Origin of the sequence: Paenibacillus sp. 37, assembly GCF_008386395.1 — a bacterium.
GTDB classification, from domain to species: Bacteria; Bacillota; Bacilli; order Paenibacillales; family Paenibacillaceae; genus Paenibacillus; species Paenibacillus amylolyticus_B.
On sequence record NZ_CP043761.1, the window covers coordinates 6,015,287 to 6,040,772 of the forward strand.

The following is a 25,486-nucleotide window of genomic DNA, read 5'->3' on the forward strand; positions in this document are numbered from 1 at the left end:
GGGGGCCTCCTTTCGAATCTTTAGTTAGCACTCTTGTCCTCGTCTTGATTGGACGTATCCGTTGCATTTTGAATGGCTCCAGAAGCTTCTTTTGAAGTTCCATGCTTACTGTGAGCACTTTGACCATCTACAACATACTTGGTCACAATATTTTGGAACAATCCTTCTGGGAAAGCAGAATAATAAGCAACGTTGCTTGTTCCTGGCTCAGCCAGTGCTTTGTAACCTTCTGTAGTCAAAGCTTGAGAACTCTGTTTCACTTCAGCTACCCAATTGTCAAAATCTTCGTCCGATGTAGCATTCACATCAAAACGCATTTCTCCAAAATGCTCACCTGTGAAGTTAGCGCCTGAACCCCAGTACTTGCCTTCATGATCTGCCTGCAGATACAAGGTCATCGCCATACCCGACATCGTATAAATCTGTCCTCCAAGTTGCGGAATCCAGAATGAATTCATCGGTGAATCCGCAGTGAGTTCAAATTTCACAGGCCGGTCTGCCGGAATATTCAACGTATTAACCGTTGCAATTCCTTGTTCTGGATACATAAACAGCCATTTCCAGTCCAGTGAAGACACTTGGATGGTAATTGGTGCTTTCTCGTGAGCCAACGGCTTTGAAGGTTCCAGAACATAAGTGTAACGAATCGTTACAATTGCAAGTATCCCAATAATAATAATTGGAATGGTCCACCAAACAACCTCCGCTTTGGTGCTATGAGCCCAGTTAGGTTCATATGCTGCTTTGTTGTCCGGTTTCTCACGGTAACGCCATACGATTACGGCAGCCAAAATGAGTACTGGCACAATGATGACAGCACACAAAATTGTCGAGATGACAATCAAATCTCTCTGCGAAGCGCCAATTGGCCCCTTCGGATCCAGAACAACGTACTGTCCGCCTGCCAGCATTGGCCAGACAATCAATGCAATTGTAACCAACGTCAGGACAACCGGAATGATAATCCGGATTAGCGACCTAGGTTTCTTGTTCATTTTGATCCCCTCTCCTTAAATTCGCTCATACTGAAAAATCAGTATACTACTCTCTTCCTACTAAAGATATCAGAAATGAACAACTTTTTTGTTCTTGTTAACAAATTTGTCGATTTTACACCTTAAATGTGTGAATTTTTTCTCACAAATCGCTTGCATGCTTGATATTTGTACTTCGTAATCTTTACACATCAAGTCGCAAAATAAAACCCTTTGCAGTCCCGTTGAACAGTGTCAACGAATCCGCAAAGGGCTTTATTGACTGGATTCCGGGAACTTATCCAGTCTTATTATGAACGAATTAACGCAGGATTATAATCAATCGGCGCCTTCGTCTTCCCGGCGTGTATGAACAAGGCCAATTGCTTTGGCAATAACGTAAATAAATACACTACCTACAAGGAATCCAATACCAACCATCAAGCCAAGATTACGATCATTAAATTCGTTCAAATTGATCAGACACATGATCACTCCCGTAATGAGTGCGACCCATGCCAGAACTGTCATCGTCAAGACGGCGCGCCGCATATTTTTGTCTTTGCGCTCCAATTGGCTAACCATTGCTGTCTTCGATGCCATAGTAAACACTTCCTTTTCCCTTTTTGTAAGTGCTTTCCTTATACCAATATACCACATCAGTATGATTTTTAGTCAACAAATGTTCAAATTTTCTTCGCAATTTGGACACTTTATTTTAAATTTATCCGTTGACAAAACATTATTCATTTCTTCCTTACTTCTTATAACCCAAAAATAGACTCTTCATAACAGGAACGGCACTTGACCTTACGAAATCTATATGAACTACTCATTTCCAACGGTAAAAATACAAAAAAAAGACGGCGCATTGAAATACTCCAATGTTACCGTCTTTTTCATCTTCAATAAGGGAACCCTATATAATAGGACCTGCTTTTCTCTTAAACCTGCCGCCTAAACTATTGGGGATTATGTTCGTTCCGTGTCTCCAACCAATTATTCTTGATGACATTCTGATACCAGTAATAACTCTCCTTCGGTGTTCTCACGAGTGAACGATAGTCCACATGAACAAGACCAAAACGCATACGGTAGCCTTCTGCCCACTCGAAATTATCCATCAGTGACCATGCCATGTACCCTTTCAGGTTAATGCCGTCATTAATGATGCGGTGAATTTGAGCCAAATGCTGCTCATAATATGAAATCCGGCGATCATCGTTAATTTTTCCGTTCTCCAGGTCATCGTTGATGCAAGCACCATTCTCTGTGATATATACATCCACATTGCCATACTTTTGCAAGTAATGCATAAATTCATACAAACCACGTGATTCTACAGGCCAGCCAATATCAGTTTTGGTGAGGCCCATATCAACTTCTTCTGATTGCAGAGCACCTGCCTCCGGATTGAAGCGATTAATCCCCATCGTGTAATAATTAATGCCGAGCAGATCGATCGGTTGCGAGATAATCTCCATATCGCCTTCCTGAATTGGCACAGTAGCCCCTGCTTCTGCAAACCAATCCACCATAAACTGCGGATATGAACCTTTGTAGATTGGATCAAGGAACCAATCGGTATTAAGCGCAATTGATCGGTCACACGCAGCTTGGTCCTCAGGAGATTTGCTGTACGGCTCAGCCCAGCATACGTTCGGAGCAATACCAATCTGACCGGTTGTTCCCAAGCGACGGAAGGATTGAACGGCTTTACCGTGAGCAACTAGCAATCCATGAGCAACATTGATTGACGTCTGCAGGTCTTTGTTTCCTGGCGCATGAATCCCGAGAAGGTTTGACAGAAACGCGATGCACCATGGTTCGTTGAATGTCAGCCAGAAGTTGATTTTGCCAGAGAATTCTTTGAAGATCACTTCGGCATATTTCACAAAAGCATCCACAGTTCTGCGGTTGCCCCAGCCCCCGTCATCCTCCAGCGTTTGCGGAAGATCCCAGTGATACAGTGTGAGGAACGGTTCAATTCCAGCCTCGATCAATGCATCCACGAAGCGGTGGTAAAAGTCCAGTCCTTCCCGATTGATCTCCCCATCTCCGTCAGGAATAATACGCGGCCAGGCAATGGAGAACCTGTATGTATTAATCCCGAGTTTCTTCATCAGTTCGATGTCTTCCTCATACCGATGGTAACTATCACACGCCACATCTCCATTATCTCCGTTATATACTTTGCCAGGGGTGCGCGCGAACGTATCCCAGATGGATACCCCACGTCCACCTTCCTGTGCCGCTCCTTCTATTTGATAGGAAGCTGTTGCTGTACCCCAGCGAAAATCTTGTGGAAATTTAAAAATGGTCATGGTTGGCTCCTCCGTCTCATGATGACACGCGGATCGTCTGTCCTGCGGTCATGGTTAAAATAATTACATAATCGCCCTGAGGCGTAAGCTCTGCCTTGGCTTGTTCATTTCCTTCTACACGCAGCGGATAAGCACTGCGAAGGGTCAGCGAGTCACTTCGATCTGCCTTAATAACCGCTGACACAAGCTTGTTGTCCGTCCACGTTATTGCTACCGTGTAACCACCTCTTGCACGAAGCCCTTCAACACGACCTTGAGTCCAGAGTTCAGGAAGTGCAGGCAGTAAATGTAACTCGTTCAAGTGGCTCTGCAATAACATCTCTGCTATTCCAGCCGTGCCTCCAAAATTACCATCGATCTGGAATGGTGGATGGTCATCAAACAGATTTGGATGTGTGGACCGCGCCAGCAACGTGCGGACAAACTGATGTGCCTGGCTGCTATCCAGCAGTCGTGCATACAGGTTGATCAACCACGCACAGCTCCATCCTGTATGCCCGCCCCCTTGTGAAATACGACGTTCAAGCGATACCCTTGCAGCTTCCACAAGTTCTGGTGTGTGCACTCGATTGATCTGCTCTCCTGGATACAGTCCATACAGATGGGAGACGTGACGATGCCCTGGTTCAGATTCAGCAAAATCTTTAAACCACTCCAGCAATTGTCCTTCGCTTCCAATTCGGAATGGATAGAGTTTCTCAAGAGCCTCACCCCACTCGCTCGCCAATGAATCATCTAGATTCAATTGCTTCGCGGCCTCAATACAGTGGCTGAACAGTTCACGAATTAACGTCATATCCATCGTTGAAGCCATGGATATACTGCGTGCCTCCCCAGCATCTGTGAGAAACTTGTTCTCTGGTGAAGTGGATGGAATCGTAACCAGATAACCATCGGGCCCTTCCACCAGCCAATCGAGACAGAACAAGGCGGCCTCTTTCATGATGGGATACGCACGTTCCTCAAGAAAACGCTGATCCCCGGTAAATTGGTAATGCTCCCATAGATGCGAGGTCAACCAGACGCCGCCCATCGGCCAGAAAGCCCAGCTTGCATCTCCACCTGTCGGTGTAGAGGTTCTCCAGATATCCACGTTATGATGGGCAGTCCATCCACGGGCTCCATACAGAATCCGCGCAGTTCTTCGTCCTGTATCACTGAGATCGGTCAGCATATCAAACAGCGGCTCATGACATTCACTGAGATTGCAGACTTCTGCTGGCCAGTAATTCATCTCCGTGTTGATATTGATTGTGTAATCACTATGCCATGGCGGCTCTACCTGATGGTTCCAGATTCCCTGCAGATTGGCAGGCTGGCTGCCCGGACGTGAACTAGCCATTAACAGATATCTTCCATATTGAAAATACAGTGCCTCCAGTCCAGGGTCTTGTTGCCCTGCCTGATAAGCCTGCAACCGCTCATCTGTAGGTAATTCGGCGTTAGCCGATACCCCTAGATCAATAGAGACTCTGTTAAACAACGCGCTATGATCCTGATTATGTCGTTTACGAAGCGGTTCCGCGCCATGTGTGGTCGCTTTGGAGATCATCTCCTTGCATTCCTCTTCCAATACAAGATGATCCTTCACAGGCAAAACATCATAACTTTCAAAGGACGTAGCTGCTGCCAGATAAAACACAACCTGATCAGCACCCTGGATATGTAACTTGCCTTCCAGATTGGAGACCTTCACCTGATCGCCAGATGCCGTAAATGCTACCCGGACAGCATAAGCCGTTCCCCGATCCTCTTCATAGAGGACGGATTCCGGGTGATCCCTGAAGTAATTGGACTCCACATGACTTGGGCACCGACTGAACATGGTTAGAGCATCTCCCGAAGTCTCAACGCGATAAGGATGGGGACTGTCTAGCGTAACACTTACACTCACAGCGCCCTTCTGATCAGCAGTTAATGTGCAGACCATTAGATCATCCAAAGCACTGGAATACACTTCACGTACGTATTGAGTTCCTTCCAATGAGTAGGTTGTGGTTGCAATACCCGATTCCAGATCAAGCTCCCGTTCAAATGCATCATATGAAAGATCATCCAGACCCTCATGGTGCAATAGAAAATGACCCATCGGCTGGTAGGCCTCTACATCACGACCCAGCATTTCACGGTTCAACAAATCCTCAGCTTCACCATACTGCCCAGACATGATCAGCTCTCGCGTCTGCTTCAAATACCGTTGACTGCTGTATTGAATCGTATCCCGTGGAAACCCTGACCATAATGTATCTTCATTGAGCTGAATTCGTTCATCTGCTGCGCCACCGTACACCATGCCTCCAAGACGGCCGTTTCCGATGGGCAATGCTTCTTCCCAGCGTTTTGCCGGTTGTCGATACCATAGACGATTGATTTTAGTTTGGTTATTGTGTTGGGACATGAATAGCTCCTGTTCCTAAATCAGCTTTATATTTCTTATGTCATAAAACGTTTTCGGTAAGTGCTTACAATAATAAAATTATATGTGATTTCAAAATTTGCGTCAATGCAAATCATCACATCATTACACAAAAAAAGGCCCCATATAGGGCCCTTTCCTTGTGTAACCATGGATCACAGACAATCCATATTATTTTACGTCTTTTCCTGTCCACAGAGAGACACGTTCCTTAACCCAAACCGTAAATTGTTTCTCCATTTCAACTGCACCCGCTTTGTCCAAATCAGCCAGTAAAGCATCATAGGTTGCATCAAAGTTTGCTGGTGTAGTCAGAACAGCTTCCGGAATCCGTTTACGGATGATATCCTGCGTTTTCTGGAACGTTACCTCATAGTCTGTACCGGAAGGTACGGACATGTTATACGCTGCGCCCCAATCCTTAACTGGCAGATCTTCTTCAGCCGGATAGAACTCTTTCCAAGTCGTGATACCGTAAGCTTTCAGCGTTTCTTTCTCTGCAGCCGTGTAACCAGCTACAATCTGCTCAGGGAAGTTCGTTGTGTAGTAGTTATCGGTAGAATCTTTTACACCATCACCGTATCTTGCGCTAAATATGTTATACATCCCAATTCCTGTTTCCTTACTGAAATTGGAGTTGTCATTCGTTTTGCGGTCCTGAACGTCATCTGGAATCACGCGTTTACCATCTTCTACATTGTAATGTTCGCCTTCGATACCCCAGTTTCTCAGAACTTGTCCTTCATCGGAAGCAAGCCAATCCATGAATTTGATGATGCGTACTGGATCTTTGGCCGAAGTTGTAATCCCGATGCCATAACCGTCAAATCCGGCTGGTTGGAACGTGTGATCCACAATCTCATCGTTAAGTGATACAGAGAAGTGAGCATATGTGGCATCATCCTTGCCCGATGATTTGAGCGCGTTCTCCGCTTCTTGGTAGTTCCACTCTTGGTCAATCAGACCGAGGACACGGCCACTGGCAATTTTGGACTTGTATTGGTCATCCTTTTGAACAAAGGCATCTTTGTCCAGTAGGCCTTCATTGTACATTTTATTCAACCAGCGGAAATATTCTCTTTCCTCTGGACGTTTGTAGTGCAATTTTGCTTCATACGTTTCAGGGTCAATGTAATATTCACCATCATCCGGCGCACCTGTTGCCTGGAAGGCCGGGTTTGTTACCGTGATCATGATCTTCCAGTCATCTGCATTCAATGTCAATGGAATGGTTGGCTGGCCATCAATCGTTGGATGTTTTTCATAATAGGCTCTGAGTACATTCTCGTAATCCTCAAGTGTCTTCACTTCAGGGTATCCAAGCTCTTTCAATACTCTTTGCTGAATTTCAAATCCACCTGTAGCGTCAAACGTAACATTATCAACGCCCATATTGGTTGGAATGGTATAGATCGCTTGATCTTCCAAACTGTATTTCAAACGGTTCATCTGTTCCCCATAGATTTTTTTCAGATTGGGAGCATGCTCTTCAATCAGATCCGTGAGATCCAGCATCGCGCCTGCATCCACAAGTTTGGACAAATTACCTTTAGGGTAGATCATATCAGGAAAGTCACCACTGGCAGCCATCAGTGCAATCTTCTGGTTACCACCATCGTTTACATCATACTCTGCTTCAATGGTAACGCCTGTTTGTTCCGTAATCTTTTTACCAACAGCATCTTGCATCTTGTTCCAGGTTGGACTAGCATCCGCCCCGAAGAATGTAACTGTGATCGGTTCGGTTCCGCTGGACTCTGAAGTCTCTTTGGTTCCCGAATTCCCGCAACCAGCTGTAACCAACATTGCACTTGCGAGCATCAGCATTGCAAACGTCTTGGGTGTATTGCCTTTCATTTTGCCTCTCATTGTCTAGTTCCCCCTATTATTTATGAAGGTTTTATCTGTATAACAGGCTTTATGCCTGAGGATACCACTTTTTTTGAATGCACTTTCGGTATCGTTTATTCCGACATATTTACTGAAGCTGACGTTTAGATTCTGCAAAAAGAAAGATTCTTCTTCTAACAAACGTAAAACGTTTTCGTAAATGGAATAAACCGCTTACTGAAAGTGCTTACATGATAGATTATAGGCTATCCATCACCTCACGTCAACAATAAAAAAAGCCCTTTCTCAAGGGCTTTTTTCGCTATGAAAATCCTTAACTTTAATGCTTGGTTTTCAAGCTTATTTCACATCTTTTCCAGTCCAGAGAGCTACACGTTCTTTGATCCAAACCGTGTATTGTTTCTCCATCTCCACTGCACCCGCTTTGTCGAGTTCAGCCAGAAGACTATCATATACGCTGTCGAAGTTCTCAGGTTTGGCAAGGATCGCCTCTGGAATACGTTTACGTACGATATCCTGTGTTTTCTGGAACGTTACGTTGTAATCCGTGTCAGATGGTACAGGCATGTTGTATGCTGCACCCCAATCTTTCAGCTTCAGATCATCGTCGGAAGGATAGAAATCTTTCCATGTTGTTATACCATAGGCTTTCAACGTTTCCTTCTCAGCGGCAGTGTAACCAGCTTGAATCTGTTCAGGGAAGTTCGTTGTATAGTAGTTATCCGTGGAATCTTTCACACCATCACCGTATCTGGCGCTAAATATGTTATACATGCCTACGCCTGATTCTTTGGTAAAAGCAGAGTTATCATTGGTTTTGCGATCTTGTACGTCAGCCGGAATGATGCGTTTCCCATTCTCGACTTGGTAATGTTGGCCTTCAACACCCCAGTTTCTCAGGACCTGGCCTTCATCGGAAGCAAGCCAATCCATGAATTTGATAATACGTACCGGATCTTTGGCCGAAGTTGTGATTCCGATACCATAACCGTCAAATCCCGTCGGTTGGAACGTATGATCCACAATATCCTTGTTCAAGGACACGGAGAAGTGGGCATATGTTTTATCGCCACCGTTAGACGATTTCAAAGCATTCTCCGCCTCACCATAGTTCCACTCCTGGTCGATTAGACCGAGTACACGGCCACTGGCAATTTTGGATTTGTATTGGTCATCCTTTTGAACAAATGTATCTTTGTCAAGCAGACCCTCGTTGTACATTTTGTTCAACCAACGGAAATATTCCTTTTCTTCAGGGCGTTTGTAGTGTAGAACAGCTTCATAGGTCTCAGGATTAATATAATACTCACCATCATCCGGTCCACCCGTAGCTTGGAATGCAGGGTTCGTTACCGTAATCATAATTTTCCAGTCATCTGCATTCAATGTTAACGGAATAGTAGGTTGACCATCAATCGTTGGATGTTTTTCATAATACGTTCTCAGTACGTTCTCGTAGTCCTCAAGCGTTTTTACTTCAGGGTAGCCAAGCTCTTTCAATACTCTTTGTTGAATTTCGAATCCGCCCCTAGCGTCAAACTCAACGTTATCTACACCCATATTAGTCGGGATCGTGTAAATGGCTTGATCTTCCAAACTGTATTTCAGACGGTTCATCTGATCACCATAGATTTTTTTCAAATTGGGAGCATGCTCCTCAATTAGATCGGTCAGGTCCAGCATCGCGCCTGCATCCACAAGCTTAGACAAGTTGCCTTTAGGATAGATAATATCAGGGTAATCACCACTGGCAGCCATCAAAGGAATCTTTTGGTCACCACCATTATTCACATCATACTCAGCTTCAATTGTAACTCCCGTTGCCTTAGTAATTTCTTGACCGACAGCATCCTTCATGTTATTCCAGTTTGGACTCGCGTCTGCACCGAAGAATGTAAAGGTCACTGGACTGGTTGTATCTCCGGAATCAACCGGTTTCTCTGAAGCGTTAGTTCCTCCTCCACTGCCGCTGCATCCTGCTGTAATTGCAAGTGCACTGGCTAACAGAAGCATTGCGAATGTTTTTGGTGTTTTGCCCTTCATGTGTAATCCCCCTTATGGATATTAATGAAGCTGTATATTTGTATAACAGGCTGACCTGCACATACCGTGACCAGATGAAACAATTGTAATTTTCTTGTTTTTATAACATTAGAAGCGTTTTCCTAAAAAGAAAAAAATGTTCTTCTTGCCTTACTTCCTCTTCATTCTGCAAATGTTTACTTTGAGATTCAGGTGTATGCCACGTGTTGTACAAGCAAATGTAAGTGCTTTCATACTTGAATAATAATCTCTCCTATATCCCTTGTCAATAGTGAATTTATAAAATTGAAAACGTTTTTTAGAAAACGTTTTAGATAAAAAAGAACCCAGATATTCTGGGTCCTTTTTGTTTTAGATCTGAATTGCTAAACGTTTATTTAGCCTCTTCACCGCTCCACAATTGAACACGGTTTTGAACGAGTTCTGTATACTGTTTCTCCATATCCTCTGCTCCTGCTTGGTTCACTTCTGCAATCATGCCGTCATAGATCGCATCGAACTGTTCAGGAGTACTCAGAATGGCTTCCGGGATACGTTTCCGAATGATATCCTGTGTTTTCTTGAAGATGACGTTGTAGTTGGAGTCACCTGGTGTTGGCAGATTGTATGCTGCTCCCCATGGTTTGATTGGGAACTCATCTTCACTCGGGAACAGATCTTTCCACGTCGTAGCACCGTAAGCTTTGAGTGTTTCTTTCTCTGCATCGGAATATGCTGCCACGATCTGTTCAGGGAAATTCGTAGTGTAGTAGTTATCCGTTGAATCCTTCACACCGTCTCCATAGTGACCGGACATATTGGTGTACAGTCCAATACCCGTTTCTTTCTGGAATACGGCTGCATTATTGGTTTTCTGATCCAGAATGTCGGCAGGAATGACACGTTTGCCGTCCTTCACTTCATACTGTTTGCCCTCAATTCCCCAATTCATCAGCACTTGCCCTTCTTCAGAAGCCAGGTAATCGAAGAATTTGATCGTACGAACCGGGTCAGGATTTGATGTTGTAATCCCTACACCCCAACCCGATACAAAACCAGGGTCTTGGTAGGCATGATCCTTGATATCCTCGGACAGGGTTACTGGAAAGTGTGAATACGTTGCTTCAGTCTTACCAGCGGATTTCAATGCATTTTCTGCATCGGAGTAACCCCAATCCTGGTCAATGACACCCAGAACACGTCCACTTGCAATTTTGGATTTGTATTGGTCTGTTTTCTGGATAAAGCTGTCCTGATCCAGCAATCCAGTGTTGTACATATGGTTCAACCAGCGGAAGTACTCTTTTTCCTCTGGGCGTTTGTAATGGAGACTTGCTTCATACGTCTCTGGATCGATGTAGTATTCACCGTCATCCGGAGCTCCTGTTGCCTGAAAGGCCGGGTTCGTTACGGTAATCATGATTCTCCAATCATCCGCGTCCAGTGTTAACGGGATCGTTGGCTGACCATCAATTGTTGGGTGTTTCTCTTTGTACGCCTTCAATACATTCTCGTAATCCTCAAGTGTACGCACTTCCGGGTATCCGAGTTCTTTTAGTACACGGTGCTGAATGCCAAATCCACCACCTGCATCAAAGTACTTCTGGTCTACCGCATAATACGTTGGCAGCACATAAATAGCCTGATCTTCATTACTGTATTTCAACCGGTCCATGTAATTACCATACAGCTTCTTCAGATTGGGAGCATATTGGTCGATCAGATCTGTCAGATCGAGCATTGCTCCGGCATCCACCAGTTTGCTGAGTTCTCCTTTGGGGGAGACAATATCCGGATAGTCTCCGCTCGCCGCCATTAAGGATATTTTATCTTGACCACCACTAACGGCAAATTCACCGTTAAGGGTTATCCCTGTTTTTTCCGTAAGGACCTTACCTACTTCATCCTTCATGCCATTCCAGTTCGGACTGGGGTCAACGCTGAAGAAATCAAAAGTAAGTGGAGTTGTCTCTGCGCTTGTATCCTTGAACGACGTATCACTGCCGCTTCCTCCACCGCAACCTGCGAGTAAAGACATTGCAAGCACTGGTGCCAGTGCAATCTTCATTTTGGAACTTGCCATAATGGTAATCCTCCCTGTTTCATATGTCTGTTTGTCCGGGACTTTTTTGTCCCTGTCTATAGCTTCATGAATACCACACCGCAGCCCTATACGGTGAAGCGCAGACCAAATGGCTGCGCTTCGGGTATCCTGATGCTTCATTTGTAGATGTACGGCCGCTCTATGTGGCAGCCTGTACCCAATTGTTTAACCTTTTACTGCGCCCAGTGTCATACCGCCAACAAAGTACTTCTGAAGGAATGGATATACAATGAGGATTGGAACCGTTACAACGATCGTAATCGCCATTTTGATCGATTCCGGTGAAATCTGTGTCATTTGCTGCGCCATATCATTGGCATTTCGTCCAGCACCTGAGCCCTGCTGCGTACTTTGCAATACTTTCATCAGCTCATATTGGAGCGTGGTCAAATGTGCCTTTGAACCATTATACAGGTACGTATCGAACCACGCGTTCCATTGACCTACAGCCAGGAACAATGCGATGGTAGCAAGCACTGGTTTACACAGTGGCAAGATAATTCTGTAATAGATTGTAAAGTCATTCGCTCCGTCCAGCTTCGCGGATTCCTGCAATGAGTATGGCAGGCCATCAATGAATGAACGGATGATGAACACGTTAAATGCACTGATCATGCCAGGTAGTACATATACCCAGAATGTACCGATCAGGTTCAAGTCACGCATCAGAATGTAAACCGGAATCAGACCACCGGAGAAATACATCGTGAGCGCGAGCGTTGTGGAAACAAATTTTCTAAGTCCAAAATCAGGTCTGCTCAGTGTAAAAGCGATCATGGATGAACTGATCAATCCGAGCACGGTACCTACAAGTGTACGCAGAATGGAGATCTGCAAACCTTGTAACAATCCATCATATTGGAAAATCGTTTTGTAGTTCTGTAATGTGAATTCGCGAGGCCACAAGTAAATTCCGCCACGTACTGTATCTGTCGAGTTATTGAGTGAGATGGCTAGTACGTTAAGGAATGGATAAAGTGTTACAACCAGCACCATGGTCATCGCGAGGATGTTGAATATATCGAACAGTTTATCGCCCCGAGTAGCATTGAATGCTTTGTTCGCCATAATGTCGTCCCCTCCCTACATGATGCTTTCTTTTGTGAATTTTTTGAACAAGCCGTTCGCAGTAAACAGAAGGATGATACTGACAACGGAGTTGAATATACCTATGGCTGTACCATACGAGAATCGTCCCATATTCAAACCATAATTGAGCGCGTATAGATCAAGTACTTCCGAGTAGTCTGTGACCAGACTGTTGCCAAGCAAGAACTGCTTCTCGAAACCGATACTGATAAGATGTCCAATTGACATGATGAAAAGTACGGAAATCGTGGTCCGTATGCCAGGCAGCGTAATATGCCACATCTGTCTCCAGCGGTTGGCTCCATCTACACGGGAAGCTTCATACAGCTCATTGTCGATACCTGTAATCGCCGCCAGATAGATGATGGCATTCCAACCGGTTTCCTTCCACATATCTGAAGCGGTTACAATGTACCAGAACAAGTTCCCCTTGGCCATGAATTGGATCGGCTGATCGATAATGTTCAGTCCTACCAATAGATCATTGATAATCCCTCCATCGGTGGAGAGCATCTTCGTAATGATCCCGGCTACAACAACCCAGGATACAAAGTGAGGCAGATATGATACCGTTTGCACGGCACGTTTGAAGAACATGCCTCTCATTTCATTCAGGAGAATAGCGAAGAATATCGGTACGATAAAACCGACAACCAGTCCCATCAAGCTCATTGCAAGCGTATTACGAAGTACCAGATAGAAACGATCATCACTGAACAGCTCTACAAAGTGTTTAAAACCAACCCACTCTTGATCACCAAACGATCTGGCAGGTTTATAATTTTGGAAAGCCATCGTCCATCCCCATAGTGGCAGATAGTTAAATACGAAAACCCAAGCTACGAATGGCAATGACATGAGATAGAGATATTTCTGCTGTTTCATTCTGTCCCAAATTCCGTTCCGCCGATTCTTTAAAGGCGGTTTGGGGTCACTGCTTCTGTTCGCGGAAGCGGATTTTTTTGTTAGCGTTTCCATCTCCGTTCCCCCTCCTCTGTTTTATAAAATAATCATACTCGATAGAGCGTTTTCAAAATACCATCTGGATTTTAGAGAAAATCATATAAAAATTAGATATAGACATATATAATCAGACATTAATTCGTTAAAATCAGTGATAAATTCTACTTTTAAATGATATAAAAGTAATATTAAGGTTAAATACTATCTAAAATGGTAAATTTCGAAAACGTTTTATAGTAATCGTTTACTTTGACCACATGGCATACAAAAAGGACCCTTTCGGGTCCCTCTGATTACAATGTAAACTGAATGGTTTGCAGTTTAACGATCCCGAGTAATTGCGCTACGGATATGGAGGTTGCTGGACGGAATTGATCTCCATTCAGATACGCAAGTATCTCCTGAAATAAGTAAGCGGCTTCCGGACGCTTCATTAAAGCCAGGTCAGCAAACGGAAGTGAGGATATCAAAATCTTGCCCTTCCCTACTTTTGCCTCAAAGGCATAAGCGAGTCGTTTGGCCCGATGGAAATGGTCCACCACTTCGATCAGCGGTTCCACCCCGGGCAACGTATCCAAACATATCGCTGGTGTACCGTTCACCAAGTGATACCAATGCCAGTCCGAAGCTCCATCATGCGGGAAGGAGCCTAGTAGTGCTAGCTGTTTTCTCAAATACATGCCCATCGTTGCACCAGGCTGTGTAGCAAACATCAGGTAATTCCAGAATACAGGCAGATACTTGGTCTCCACTGAATCATATAACCCTTCTGCGGTTGGCTGTAGCCAAACACTCCCCCCGTTGACCACATAATCAACGACATTGGGTGTTAACGACTGAACGATAACCAAGTCAATCTCCCGATTTTTCAACAACTGAAATCCATCGATTCGATCTACGCAATCATCTTGCGCTTCACCCAGGAATGGCTTCAACTCTGCCAAGGTATTCCAGAACCGATTCGAACCCGGATGAGACTGGTAAAAAGGAAACGACCAGCCATGCCAAACATTCGCTACAGTTCTGTCCAAATCGCCTGATATCAACTCCGCTTCGATCCGAAAAGCTGCTGCCCCTTCATGAGGAGCGGTAGCGACGATGCTTCCCAGTGACATGACAGACCCACATTGGATATCTCCGGTCTTCCATGCCCCTTCAGTAAGTATCACATCATCGCTTATTAACCTCCACTGAATGACTGCTTCCTCAAGCGGCTCCTTACCGTAGTGAGAGATGCGTACATCAACATGAATGGGTTCTCCGGCGTAAAATGTACGCTCCTTGCAGCTTAACAATAGCACCAGATCTGCGTTGAAACGCATGAATTCTTCTGGAGTTGTAACGCCTTTGTCATCCCAAAATACATCCAGAATGCCCGTCGTAGCATGTCCCTGCCCTGGAAAATCACGAATGTCCAGAAGCTGTACGCCCGCAGCGTCCGGTGTTCGCCGAATCCGCTCCATGGCTTCTTTTAAGGAACGTACCAGATGGGTACCACTGACCTGTTGAAAATGCTCCAGGGCCTCCATCATGCCTTTGTTTGTTAACGATTCTTCGATCGGTCGTAACCAACTAAGACGCAATACGCCAGTATACTTGGCTCGCTCTTGGGGCCGCACATACATGGTGTACTGTGCATGTTCGTGTCCAATGACGGGATGCTCCGCAAGGCGGGTGACTGCATGATAATCCAGTGTGGTATCCGGTACAGCAGAATATGCGGATTCCAACGGGGGATGCCAGTTCAACGATTGAATATAATAATCACCTTCCCGCCCTTGCGCCGGAAGCTGTCCAAAACCTGTATTGTCGGTATATAAGCGGGTCGGGTCCATATCCCTTGCTCTAGATACCCATGCATTGAGTTCAGGGTGGCCATTCGGACCAATGAGTTCATTCCCCATGGAGAACATGACGAATGAAGGATGTCTATGCAGCGACTGAAGCAACCCGTCCAGTTCTTGTGTCAGATAGGACAATACTTCAGCTGGCGCAGACTGATTCGATTGCTCAAAGAAACGAGACCAATGTGGAAGTTCTGCCTGCACCAGCATGCCAGCTTCATCAGCCGCGTCCCAGAAAGGCTCAGGCGCGCTCCACCCATGCAGACGGACGTGGTTGAAGCCGTATGTTCTAGCGATTCGAAACTGCTGAAGATAATGTTCCTTATCCCACACAGGATAACCTGTCAGTGGAAAGATACAACAATCGACGTACCCGCGCAGATACACCGGTGTTCCATTCAATTCAAGCTGCTTCCCGTTTGTTGCAAAGGAGCGAACACCAAATGATTGCTCCAGCCGATCCAGTTCCTGCTCACCGTCATGCAGACGGATCACTGCCTTGTATAATTCGGGGGATTCATCCGACCATCTTGCAATAGATTTCCCTGTACCAAGTTCCAATCGCCACTGATCTATTACAGCGTTGATTTCAGTTAAACCTGCTGAGCTTATATCCACATGTGATGGATCACTCAGATTCACATTACAACTATATCGATCAAGCCATTTGCCATCCGGATGCTGGATATCCACATGTAATTGCATCGATCTAGTCGATTCATTTGCGGGAGCGCTTACAATACAATCAATCCGAAGAGTTCCGTTCTCAGCATCTGGTTGAATACGTAACGTCTGTAATCGGCATGGGGGCAGACTGTCCAAATAAACACCACCTGTGATTCCACCCCAGGCTGTGGCCGTATGCAATGAATGAATATGGCTACCCGCCAGCGGAAGTTTCATCGTATTATCCACGCGGATCTCCACCCGATTCACTTCTCCCTGCTTCACCAGAGAGGTAACATCCCACTTCTGTTGATTCACCAGACTATCCTGCTGCCCGGCATACTGTCCATTGATCCAGAGATTCGTTGTCCATCGGACACCTTCCAATCTGAATACATAGTGGCATCCGGGATCGTCTGATGGAACATGAACATCCTGAGCATACCAGGCTGAGCCTTCATACTCGCGTACCTTGGTCCAGGTATCAAGCCTTTCGTATTCAGGCTCATCTCCGTATCCTTGCTCTTCCCATGAACCGGGAATCTGAATGGTCTCCCATGATGTATTTTCACACTGTGAAGGCGGTAATATCTCTTGCTCAACGAGTTTATCGGACTCCAGATCCAAACAAAACTGCCATGTTCCATTTAAGTTCAATGTATGACGTACAGCGCCTATATCAGACAAATTCATATCGTATAGCCATCCCTTCATCTGGATTCTTGTAAATCCAGTCTAAAATGTGAAACACTCCGTGACCATTGCTTATCATGGGAAGTGCATGGACAATATGATGAATCTGGAAATTTCTCAGCAATACCGAAAACGTTTTACACAATAGACAGGGGCAAAGCCCAGCACTCTATACTTATTCCTCGTTTATATCCTTAGCCGTTCCTTTAATTGATGATTGGGTTCTGGCCTGTTTGTAAGCGGAAGGGGATTCCCCTACATACTTCTTGAACTTACCGTGAAAATAGTCCACATTAGCATATCCCACTCTCGCCGCGACCTGATGGACCTTCAGTCCTTCGTCCAGCAATTCTTTGGCCTTTTCCATACGAACCTTGTCCAGAAATGCATTGAAATACTCTCCAGTATGATTCTTGAACAACTTACCCAGGTAACTGCTGTTATAGTTAAACACTTCTGCCAGTACTTCAAGCTTGAGATTCTCGCCAGGGTTACGCTGGATAAATTCAATCATCTGTTTCAATACAGTATCCTTGCTTCCCCCACCCATACGTTGAATAAGTCGATTCAAATGTTCCGATGCCATGACTTTGAGATCAGACATCGTAAATTGATGATAGACTTCATTAATCAGAACCGAATGTTCTTGCATAATGGAGTGCATATGTTGATTCGTCGCTGCAAGCTTGTTGAACGCCAGGGAAAATACCTGTGAGAACGCCGTCTTGATCGCTTGCTCTGTTCGGTGATATGGAACCAGGCGCTCTTCCATCTCACCCAGCACCCGCATAACGGACTCACTACTGCGGATGTCTAACGCATAATACAGCTTGTCCGCGAGTTCGTCTTCAACGGGCTCATGTGCTTCGTCCACAGCTCCAACTTCTGGCTTAACAATGCTTTCGCCTTCGCTACCTTCAGTCCACAGAATGATGCGTTGCTCCGTGAACAAGAAGCGTTCCCCGAGTAAACGATTCGCCTGCGTGTATGATCGCGCAATTTCAGAAGTGGAATGTACAGGTTCTCCCGCAGCACCGTACATGTGAACCTCCCATTCTCCTAGCAGTCCTTCCAGCTCATCATACAGATTTCTTGCAGATGACTCGGATGTGATTATTTCCTTACTTAACAGCCCCAGACCGGAATGGAATGAGAATACAATACCTCGGTCTTTATGGTCAAATGCTTCAATCAGTTTGCGTTTCATAACACTTCCCCGTTGCAGATCAGGGGCCGCATGCATCTCAAGCAGCACGATCTGATAGTGAGGCCAGTGCAGACCCAGGCTGTCTTCTTCCATACTGCCTGCACCCTCCAGACTGTCAAAGAGTAAAGCCTCGATCTGGTGCTCCAGATAGACAGTATCTTCACCAGCTTGACGTGCCATTGTCTCCCGTTCACGGGTCAGGATCGTAGCAATCCGCTCCAGTTCACTAATCATCTCATCTTCATCCACCGGTTTGAGCAGATAACCATCCACACCAAAACTGATGGCTTTTTTGGCATAATCAAAATCGGCATAACCGCTCAATATCAAAAAGTGCGAATCCGGATGATTCCGGCGCACTTCTTCAATCACATCCAGCCCGGTCATACCGGGCATGCGAATATCAATAATCGTCAGATCAGGCTCCAATTCCTCAAACCGGGAGATGGCCTCACGCCCGCTGGCAGCTGTAGCGATGACCTGGAATCCGTATTTTTCCCACTCGATAATGGTTGTCAGTCCCTCACGTATGCTCGGTTCGTCATCCACCAAAAACACTTTATACATGTTGGTCCCCTCCTGCTGGCAAAGTGAAAGAAACCTCTGTCCCTTCCCCATATACACTCGTAATCTGTAATCCATATGGCTCCCCGTACGTCAATGTTAAGCGTTGATGTACATTACGCATGCCGATCCGACTCTTCTCCTGTTCCTCCGGACCACAGATAAACTGCATCACCTCAGCCAGTCGTTCTGGCGTTATGCCTGCACCATTGTCATCCACACGGATCTGCACAATGTTCTCTACTAAACGAATACTTATACGAACACGGACTGTACCCTCTTTGTTCTCCAGACCATGGACAATCGCATTCTCAACCAAGGGTTGAATAATCAAAGGCGGAATGTACATCTTCTCCACCTCGGGATCGATATGGATCTGGAATGCAAGGCGGTCGCCGTAACGAAATTTCTGAATTTCCAAATAGGAACGTACCATTTCAAGTTCAGCCTGGAAGGTTGTTTTTCCACTGCCAATCTCCAGACTCTTGCGCATCAGCTTGCCCAACAGCCTGACGATGTTGGCAATCTCTGCTTCTCCCTTAATATGCGCTTTCATCCGAATGGACTCCAGTGCATTAAACAAGAAATGGGGATTGATCTGACTCGCCATCATTTTCAGTTTAATCTCTTTTTGGGCGATTTCCAATTGATTGTTCTGTTCGGTCGCTTCTACCACCTGCGTCATGAGTTCATTGATACTTTTCACCATATAGTTGAACTGTCGTGACAGTTGTCCAATCTCATCGTTTCCATCAATCCGTGAAGTCACGTTCAGGTCTCCTAATGCCAGCTTGTTGAGGTGTTTACTCAGCCGGAGCAATCGGTTCGAAGTGAGGAACGAGATGATATATACGAATAGTAGGGCAATGACCAGCACCAGTATAATAAAAATCATGCCGATCAAGCTGACCGTGTTGGCGTCCTTGACTATATTTTTGGTGGCAAAAACCGAAATCACCTTCAGGCTGTTCATACTCGATCCAGGGCCTAACTCATCAATAACAATATTAGATGGTTCCCCCCGGAAATCACCTTCTATGGTGCCTTTTGCCTGATTCTGCAGATCAACGCCAAAATCAAGCTCATCCAGCGTTTTACCCACCAGCTCAGTATTCTTGGCTGCAACCACATACCCCTGTTCGTCCGTAATCATCGTCTCGAACTGTTCCTGACGCAACAATCCATTCAGCTCATCCTGATTGATCACAATCATCAACACGCCCTCTGTCCGATACTCGGCAAAAGGTACTTTGCGCACCAGGCTGAGCTTGTGTACAGGATTATCTTCCTTGTCCGGAATGTAGAACCACCCGATGCTGGTTGTTTTCAGTGCCTGTTGGTACCAATAACTCTCTTCAGTCTGCTTGTCTACCGGGATGAATTCGAGGTTGTTGATCAATGTTGGGTTAGTTGAGTAAAAACGAATGCCGGCTATCTCACGGTACAAACGCCTGTACTCCTGAAAGTCTTTGTATGCAAGATACGCTGAGGTTAGCTCCACAACGCTCTTGTACCGCTTATTCACAATCTCCTTGAGATCCGCATTAAACATTAAAAGATTGGATATATCGGTGGGTACACGCAGCATGGTTGCCGTCTGGCTCTTGATCTTGTCCACATTGATGATCGTCTGTCCTATTGCATTGTCCAGGGCTTGCTGGCGAAAATAACTGGTCACAGCAAGACCCACAATCAGGACCGGAATCATGACAACCAGTACATAAGAAATGAGCAATTTATGCTTTAATTTGAGATTATTAGTGGTTCGTATCAGCCTTTTCAACATGTCTGCACCTTCCGTCATCTGTATAAGCGCTTACATATAAACAGCAGGATCAGGATGTTCTGTCCTTAGAATTAATCATACCACATAACCGTCAGAATTCGGATTGTCATTGCAATGGGTACTATACTGCCATGCAACAAATCAGCCTAACCTCTAACAAAAGAGGCACTCCCACGATTGGAAGTGCCTGCTTAGTATAGAAATCTGTTCGTTTGTTATTAAGGACGAGGTGTACTTACCCCATTGAGGATCAGTTTAGGATGAATATCGGCGTTCAGCGAAGCGGAAACTGCACAATATTTTTCCTCAGCCATCTGGATGGCTTTCCAAATGCGATAATCCGGGATATCCCCATCGACTTTGAAGATCAGATCAATGGATGTGAAGCCTTTGGGCATCTCTTCACTGCGTGTGCCCTGCGCTTCAATCTCAATCGATTCAATTTTGTCCAGAAAAGCGTCCAGAATCATCGTAATATCGATTCCCATACAGCCGCCGAGACCCGCCAGTAACAATTCCATCGGGGTCGCCCCCTTGCTGTCACCACCATAAGCAGCAGTGGCATCCATGCCAACAGCGTAGCCAGAGGGTCCTTCGGAAGTAAACGCGCGTTTGCCTTTCCATACAGTTGTTACATTCATGATGTTATCCTTCTTTCTCAGAATAGGTTAATTTCAAGCGAAAAAGGTTTGCACTTGCCACTCCGATGACAGAATAACCTTCCGATCGCTGTTATCCCCAGATTTTTTGATTCCCTTCTTCAAGGGGAAAATCAGGGGATAAAGGCGCACGCTCCGCTTCTTCAGGTTTCTTCTGTCCTCTCCGTTCTTGTGCAAAAAGTTTAGTTGAACTGATATCGTTAACGACCTTAAATACCCGCTCCGGGTACGTTCGTTCTTCCGATCGCTGTTATCTTCATCAAAATTCAGTAATCTGTTGCAAGAAACGACGGGTGCGCTCTTGCTTCGGCTGTTCGAAAAAGGCCTGTGGACTTGCCTCTTCCACGATCGATCCATCCGCCATAAAGACGATTTTGTTCGCCACATTACGGGCAAACTTCAATTCATGCGTCACAACCAGCATCGTCATGCCTTCCTCTGCCAGCTCCTTCATGACGGAAAGCACTTCTCCGACCAGTTCAGGATCAAGAGCTGAAGTGGGCTCATCAAACAACATCACTTCCGGCTCCATTGCGAGTGCACGTGCAATGGCGACCCGCTGCTGTTGTCCACCAGACAACCGGGATGGATACGCATCCTGCTTGTCCGACAAGCCGACCCGATCCAGAAGAATCCGGCCGCGTTCAGCCGCTTCGTCCCGCTTGATTTTTTTCACCGTAACAAGACCTTCCATCACATTACCCAGCACTGTCTTGTGCGGATACAGATTGAATTGCTGGAATACCATGCCGGTCTGGCGACGAATCTCCAGTACCCGGGCACGCTGGACTCGCAGCGGATCTGCACTGTTAACCACAATGCCGTTCACTTCAATCTGTCCTCCAGACAACTCTTCCAGCCCATTCAGACAGCGCAGCAAGGTACTTTTGCCTGAACCACTGGGGCCGAGCAATACAACAATATCTTTGGCATCGACATGAAGATCGATGTTCGTAAGTACTTCATTTTTCTGAAAACGTTTGGTAAGTCCAGTTGTTGTAATCATCGGTTCTCTCCTCCCATCAGTAAGCCCGGGCCAACCGGCGCTCCACTTGTTCCAGAATGGCCGAGAAGCCGATACTCATGATCCAGTAGATCACACCAATTGCCAGATAAAATGGCATGTTCAATGCATATTGTGATACCAGCAGTTGTGCTGACCGTAATAACTCAGTAACACCAATCGCCGCCACAAGTGATGTTTCCTTCAACATGCCAATAAAGGTGTTTCCCATCGGCGGGATGGCAATGCGTACAGCCTGCGGGAAGATAATCCGTCTCATCGCTTGAGCCGGGGTCATTCCCGTTGCATATGCAGCTTCCGTCTGTCCTTTAGGCACAGCCTGAATGGCTCCACGGAACGTCTCCGACAAAAATGCACCTGCATTCAGACTCAGTCCCAGACAGGCAGCCGTGAGTGATCCCAAGGTCACTCCATAATCGACCAATCCGTAATAAATAACGAATAATTGCACCAGCAGCGGGGTTCCCCGCATGATGGATACATAAAACCTTGCGATCAACCTCAGCCACATCGGTCCCTTCAGACGAGCAATCGCAACAAGGACCCCGATGATAAACGCAAAAAACATGGAGATCACAGTTACATACAGCGTATAATAGGCCCCCTTCAGAAAGAAGGGGATATTCTCAAATACCAGTTCCATGGGTCAAATCTTCCCTTCGCCTTGCAGGTTCATTATTGCGCAGGCTCTTCACCAAACCATTTTTTGAAAATGGTATTGTACGTGCCATCATCCTTCATGCCTTTGAGAGCATCATTCAGCGCTGCTACGAGTTCTGGATTGTCTTTGCGAACAGCGATACCTGCCTGGTCACTCTTGATTGCTTCGCCCACAGCTTTGATCTTTAATCCGTTGGCATCAACAATCGGTTTCAGTGCGTACATGTTGTTGATTGTGGCGTCAATCCGTCCAGCATTCAGGTCTTTCAGTGAAGAGATGACATCGTCATAGGTTTTAATCGTGAAGTCTCCCACTTTAGGTAACACTTCATTACGCAGATATGATTCATCATTTGTACCCAAACCTACGCCAATTGTTTTCCCTTTGAAATCTTCCAGCTTGGTAATATCGTTATTGTCTTCTTTGACAATGATTTTAACTTGGTTCGTAATATACGGATCACTGAAGTCGAGTACTTTCTTACGATCATCGGTAATCGTCATCTGGCTGATAATGGCATCCAGCTTTTTGGCTTGCAGACTCGGTGTCAGACCAGAGAACTCCTGGGATACAAATTCAACTTTAACCCCAAGACGTTTCGCAACCTCACGTGCGATATCGGCATCGTAGCCGTCCATTTCTTTTTTATCGTTCAGGAAGTTGTATGGTGCATATGTGCCCATCATGCCTACTTTGATCACGCCAGCAGACTTGATCTGCTCCAGTTCATTGCTTGCCTCTGCACCATTTGTACTTCCATTGTCTGTCGCCTTACTACCACAAGCACTAAGTACCAGCACGGTCATCAGCAGAATTGCTGTCAAAGACCAGCCTTTACGAGTTTTCGATCCATATGTTTTGTTCATTACGTTAACTTCCTCTCAGTCGTGTATTAATCTGGGTGTACATTTGGTTACTTTATTGTGACTAAACCGCAGTTGTACCCATTATTCCCTGCTATTTGTTTAATCATGTGAATCTTATGTGCCCAATAGTCCGTAAAATTCAAAGCTTGCTGCCTCAGATGCCAGCGATGAAGCTGTCATGGCTGAGAATTTGCTGTGCAACTCATCGGAACCGAACAACCAGCGTGATATCATGCCTTCAATCATGCTTACCAATAACGCTGCTCGAAGCGGTACATCCATGCCCTTAGGCAACATGCCGAGTTCGATGGCTCGTTCCATATTGTGACGAAACGCAGTTTCCACAGCATTACGTGTCTCCTCAACCAGGCGTTGTACGGATTCTTCCGTCACGATGCCTTTGAGCAACAGTTCCATAAAATAGCGATTCTGCGCGGCAAACAAGAACAAGTCAGTGAACAGCCTTTCCGATGCTTTCACCATATCCTCTACCGATCCGGCATCCTTGCGATACCCTTGTCCGATCGCCTCAAGCAACTCCTCCTTGCCCGTTAAGACAATCTCTGAAGCAATGGCTTCTTTACTCTTGAAGTGCCAGTAGAATGTCCCTTGCGCCACACCAGCCTCGCGGACGATATCGGAAATTTTCGTCTGATGGTAGCCTTGGGTTGCAAAACGCTCCATCGCTATGCGTATTATTTGGTCCCGGCGTTCTTCACCGGGTTCCAAACCGTTAATTTTGGTCATTCATGTAACCCTCCCGATTGATCAGTCAGTCAGTTAATTTATATCCTATGGGATAACTAGGTTTTTGTCAATATAGTTTTAAACAAATGGTTACAAGTATAAGTTGAAGTTGAGCGTATTTGTGATCATAATAGGTGATAGTCTTGTTCAGATGAACAGGCATGGTCAAGCAGGACAGCCCGTGCTGTAACCTGTATTTCAAGGAGGAAGAGAATTGGATATTATATCATCCATTATTATGGGCATCATCGAAGGTTTGACAGAATTTTTGCCCGTTTCCTCCACTGGACACATGATTCTGACTGCCCATTTGCTCGGTTTATCAGAGGACAACGAGTCAGTCAAAACGTTTGAGGTGGTTGTTCAACTCGGGGCTGTACTTGCTGTTGTTGTACTGTATTGGAACAAATTCATTGATATGTTCCGCTTCACCGGAGGAAGCAGACCTTACTCCCGCCGCCTCAATCTGGGACATATCTTCCTGGCGATGGTTCCTGCCGTAGTCATCGGACTTGTATTCCGCGATTGGATCAAAGCACATTTGTTTGGTCCGGAAACAGTGCTGTACAGTCTCGTTATAGGTGGTATATTGATGATCGTGGCCGAACGCTGGAGCCGGAAGAGTGGGCGGATTACTACCCATGATGTCGATGATATTTCCTACAAACAGGCATTCGCGGTGGGTATATTTCAGATCTTGGCATTGTGGCCAGGCTTCTCCCGTTCCGGGTCAACGATCTCAGGCGGTCTCTTTGCAGGGGTAAGCCGTGTAGCCGCTGCGGAGTTCACATTCCTCGTGTCTGTGCCAATTATGATTGGTGCTACGGGATATGACCTGTACAAAAGTATCGATCACCTGAACGGCAGTGATTTTCCAATCTTTGCGATTGGATTCATCGCTGCTTTCATCGTCGCCATGCTTGCGATCAAGACGTTCCTGTCCATTTTGAAAAAATTGAGCCTGACCGTCTTTGCTGTGTATCGCTTTGTCTTGGCAGCCGTGTTCTTTATTATTTTGATGTAAGC

18 protein-coding genes are annotated in these 25,486 nt (G+C 45.7%); 1 reads left to right on the plus strand and 17 read right to left on the minus strand.

Annotation, left to right across the window (positions count from 1 at the left end):
- Window positions 1-20 precede the first annotated feature (20 nt).
- The 17 genes from cyoA to F0220_RS25945 all read right to left on the minus strand — a co-directional run bounded on the left by cyoA (window position 21) and on the right by F0220_RS25945 (window position 24,460).
- On the minus strand, window positions 21-995 hold the full coding sequence (gene cyoA / locus F0220_RS25865; RefSeq protein ID WP_036606906.1) for a ubiquinol oxidase subunit II: 975 nt from the start codon (window positions 993-995) through the stop codon (window positions 21-23).
- A gap of 318 nt (window positions 996-1,313) precedes the next feature.
- Window positions 1,314-1,577 carry a hypothetical protein gene (locus F0220_RS25870; protein WP_036606904.1) on the minus strand — a complete coding sequence of 88 codons (264 nt, stop codon included), beginning with the start codon at window positions 1,575-1,577 and terminating at the stop codon, window positions 1,314-1,316.
- Between the two features lie 359 nt (window positions 1,578-1,936).
- Window positions 1,937-3,298, minus strand: coding sequence for a GH1 family beta-glucosidase (locus tag F0220_RS25875; protein ID WP_091019252.1), 1,362 nt, complete (start codon window positions 3,296-3,298; stop codon window positions 1,937-1,939).
- Window positions 3,299-3,314: 16 nt separating this feature from the next.
- A complete protein-coding gene (locus F0220_RS25880; protein ID WP_105601898.1) occupies window positions 3,315-5,696 on the minus strand; it encodes a glycoside hydrolase family 95 protein in 2,382 nt (793 codons plus the stop codon).
- A gap of 189 nt (window positions 5,697-5,885) precedes the next feature.
- Window positions 5,886-7,583 carry an ABC transporter substrate-binding protein gene (locus F0220_RS25885; protein ID WP_373419888.1) on the minus strand — a complete coding sequence of 566 codons (1,698 nt, stop codon included), beginning with the start codon at window positions 7,581-7,583 and terminating at the stop codon, window positions 5,886-5,888.
- A gap of 321 nt (window positions 7,584-7,904) precedes the next feature.
- Window positions 7,905-9,608, minus strand: coding sequence for an ABC transporter substrate-binding protein (locus tag F0220_RS25890; RefSeq protein WP_091019249.1), 1,704 nt, complete (start codon window positions 9,606-9,608; stop codon window positions 7,905-7,907).
- Between the two features lie 373 nt (window positions 9,609-9,981).
- Entirely contained in the window at window positions 9,982-11,670 is a 1,689-nt protein-coding gene (locus tag F0220_RS25895; protein WP_074096481.1) for an ABC transporter substrate-binding protein, read from the minus strand.
- 186 nt (window positions 11,671-11,856) lie between these two features.
- Window positions 11,857-12,759: a carbohydrate ABC transporter permease gene (locus F0220_RS25900; protein WP_036606894.1), complete on the minus strand. Its 903-nt coding sequence runs from the start codon at window positions 12,757-12,759 to the stop codon at window positions 11,857-11,859.
- A gap of 15 nt (window positions 12,760-12,774) precedes the next feature.
- On the minus strand, window positions 12,775-13,758 hold the full coding sequence (locus F0220_RS25905) for an ABC transporter permease (RefSeq protein ID WP_036606891.1): 984 nt from the start codon (window positions 13,756-13,758) through the stop codon (window positions 12,775-12,777).
- Window positions 13,759-14,036: 278 nt separating this feature from the next.
- Window positions 14,037-16,946 carry a glycoside hydrolase family 2 protein gene (locus F0220_RS25910; RefSeq protein WP_181155597.1) on the minus strand — a complete coding sequence of 970 codons (2,910 nt, stop codon included), beginning with the start codon at window positions 16,944-16,946 and terminating at the stop codon, window positions 14,037-14,039.
- Between the two features lie 175 nt (window positions 16,947-17,121).
- Entirely contained in the window at window positions 17,122-18,720 is a 1,599-nt protein-coding gene (locus F0220_RS25915) for a response regulator transcription factor (protein ID WP_091019245.1), read from the minus strand.
- Entirely contained in the window at window positions 18,713-20,503 is a 1,791-nt protein-coding gene (locus F0220_RS25920) for a sensor histidine kinase (protein WP_091019244.1), read from the minus strand. The genes F0220_RS25915 and F0220_RS25920 overlap by 8 nt, the downstream gene beginning before the upstream one ends.
- A 218-nt stretch (window positions 20,504-20,721) precedes the next feature.
- Window positions 20,722-21,144 (minus strand): OsmC family protein, encoded by a 423-nt coding sequence (locus F0220_RS25925; RefSeq protein WP_017692209.1) that lies wholly within the window; start codon window positions 21,142-21,144, stop codon window positions 20,722-20,724.
- 277 nt (window positions 21,145-21,421) lie between these two features.
- Entirely contained in the window at window positions 21,422-22,168 is a 747-nt protein-coding gene (locus F0220_RS25930) for an amino acid ABC transporter ATP-binding protein (protein ID WP_047841601.1), read from the minus strand.
- A gap of 16 nt (window positions 22,169-22,184) precedes the next feature.
- Entirely contained in the window at window positions 22,185-22,829 is a 645-nt protein-coding gene (locus tag F0220_RS25935; protein WP_017692207.1) for an amino acid ABC transporter permease, read from the minus strand.
- 32 nt (window positions 22,830-22,861) lie between these two features.
- A complete protein-coding gene (locus F0220_RS25940) occupies window positions 22,862-23,713 on the minus strand; it encodes a substrate-binding periplasmic protein (protein WP_091019240.1) in 852 nt (283 codons plus the stop codon).
- Between the two features lie 114 nt (window positions 23,714-23,827).
- Window positions 23,828-24,460 carry a TetR/AcrR family transcriptional regulator gene (locus F0220_RS25945; RefSeq protein ID WP_091019239.1) on the minus strand — a complete coding sequence of 211 codons (633 nt, stop codon included), beginning with the start codon at window positions 24,458-24,460 and terminating at the stop codon, window positions 23,828-23,830.
- 214 nt (window positions 24,461-24,674) lie between these two features.
- Between F0220_RS25945 and bacA the strand changes: the two genes are divergently transcribed.
- Window positions 24,675-25,484, plus strand: coding sequence for an undecaprenyl-diphosphate phosphatase (gene bacA / locus F0220_RS25950; protein WP_017692204.1), 810 nt, complete (start codon window positions 24,675-24,677; stop codon window positions 25,482-25,484).
- Window positions 25,485-25,486 lie beyond the last annotated feature (2 nt).

Bases quoted from the DNA above. Each gene is read 5' to 3' on its own strand.
- cyoA (WP_036606906.1), bottom strand. From the start codon at position 995: ATGAACAAGAAACCTAGGTCGCTAATCCGGATTATCATTCCGGTTGTC.
- F0220_RS25870 (WP_036606904.1), bottom strand. From the start codon at position 1,577: ATGGCATCGAAGACAGCAATGGTTAGCCAATTGGAGCGCAAAGACAAA.
- F0220_RS25875 (WP_091019252.1), bottom strand. From the start codon at position 3,298: ATGACCATTTTTAAATTTCCACAAGATTTTCGCTGGGGTACAGCAACA.
- F0220_RS25880 (WP_105601898.1), bottom strand. From the start codon at position 5,696: ATGTCCCAACACAATAACCAAACTAAAATCAATCGTCTATGGTATCGA.
- F0220_RS25885 (WP_373419888.1), bottom strand. From the start codon at position 7,583: ATGAGAGGCAAAATGAAAGGCAATACACCCAAGACGTTTGCAATGCTG.
- F0220_RS25890 (WP_091019249.1), bottom strand. From the start codon at position 9,608: ATGAAGGGCAAAACACCAAAAACATTCGCAATGCTTCTGTTAGCCAGT.
- F0220_RS25895 (WP_074096481.1), bottom strand. From the start codon at position 11,670: ATGGCAAGTTCCAAAATGAAGATTGCACTGGCACCAGTGCTTGCAATG.
- F0220_RS25900 (WP_036606894.1), bottom strand. From the start codon at position 12,759: ATGGCGAACAAAGCATTCAATGCTACTCGGGGCGATAAACTGTTCGAT.
- F0220_RS25905 (WP_036606891.1), bottom strand. From the start codon at position 13,758: ATGGAAACGCTAACAAAAAAATCCGCTTCCGCGAACAGAAGCAGTGAC.
- F0220_RS25910 (WP_181155597.1), bottom strand. From the start codon at position 16,946: ATGAATTTGTCTGATATAGGCGCTGTACGTCATACATTGAACTTAAAT.
- F0220_RS25915 (WP_091019245.1), bottom strand. From the start codon at position 18,720: ATGTATAAAGTGTTTTTGGTGGATGACGAACCGAGCATACGTGAGGGA.
- F0220_RS25920 (WP_091019244.1), bottom strand. From the start codon at position 20,503: ATGTTGAAAAGGCTGATACGAACCACTAATAATCTCAAATTAAAGCAT.
- F0220_RS25925 (WP_017692209.1), bottom strand. From the start codon at position 21,144: ATGAATGTAACAACTGTATGGAAAGGCAAACGCGCGTTTACTTCCGAA.
- F0220_RS25930 (WP_047841601.1), bottom strand. From the start codon at position 22,168: ATGATTACAACAACTGGACTTACCAAACGTTTTCAGAAAAATGAAGTA.
- F0220_RS25935 (WP_017692207.1), bottom strand. From the start codon at position 22,829: ATGGAACTGGTATTTGAGAATATCCCCTTCTTTCTGAAGGGGGCCTAT.
- F0220_RS25940 (WP_091019240.1), bottom strand. From the start codon at position 23,713: ATGAACAAAACATATGGATCGAAAACTCGTAAAGGCTGGTCTTTGACA.
- F0220_RS25945 (WP_091019239.1), bottom strand. From the start codon at position 24,460: ATGACCAAAATTAACGGTTTGGAACCCGGTGAAGAACGCCGGGACCAA.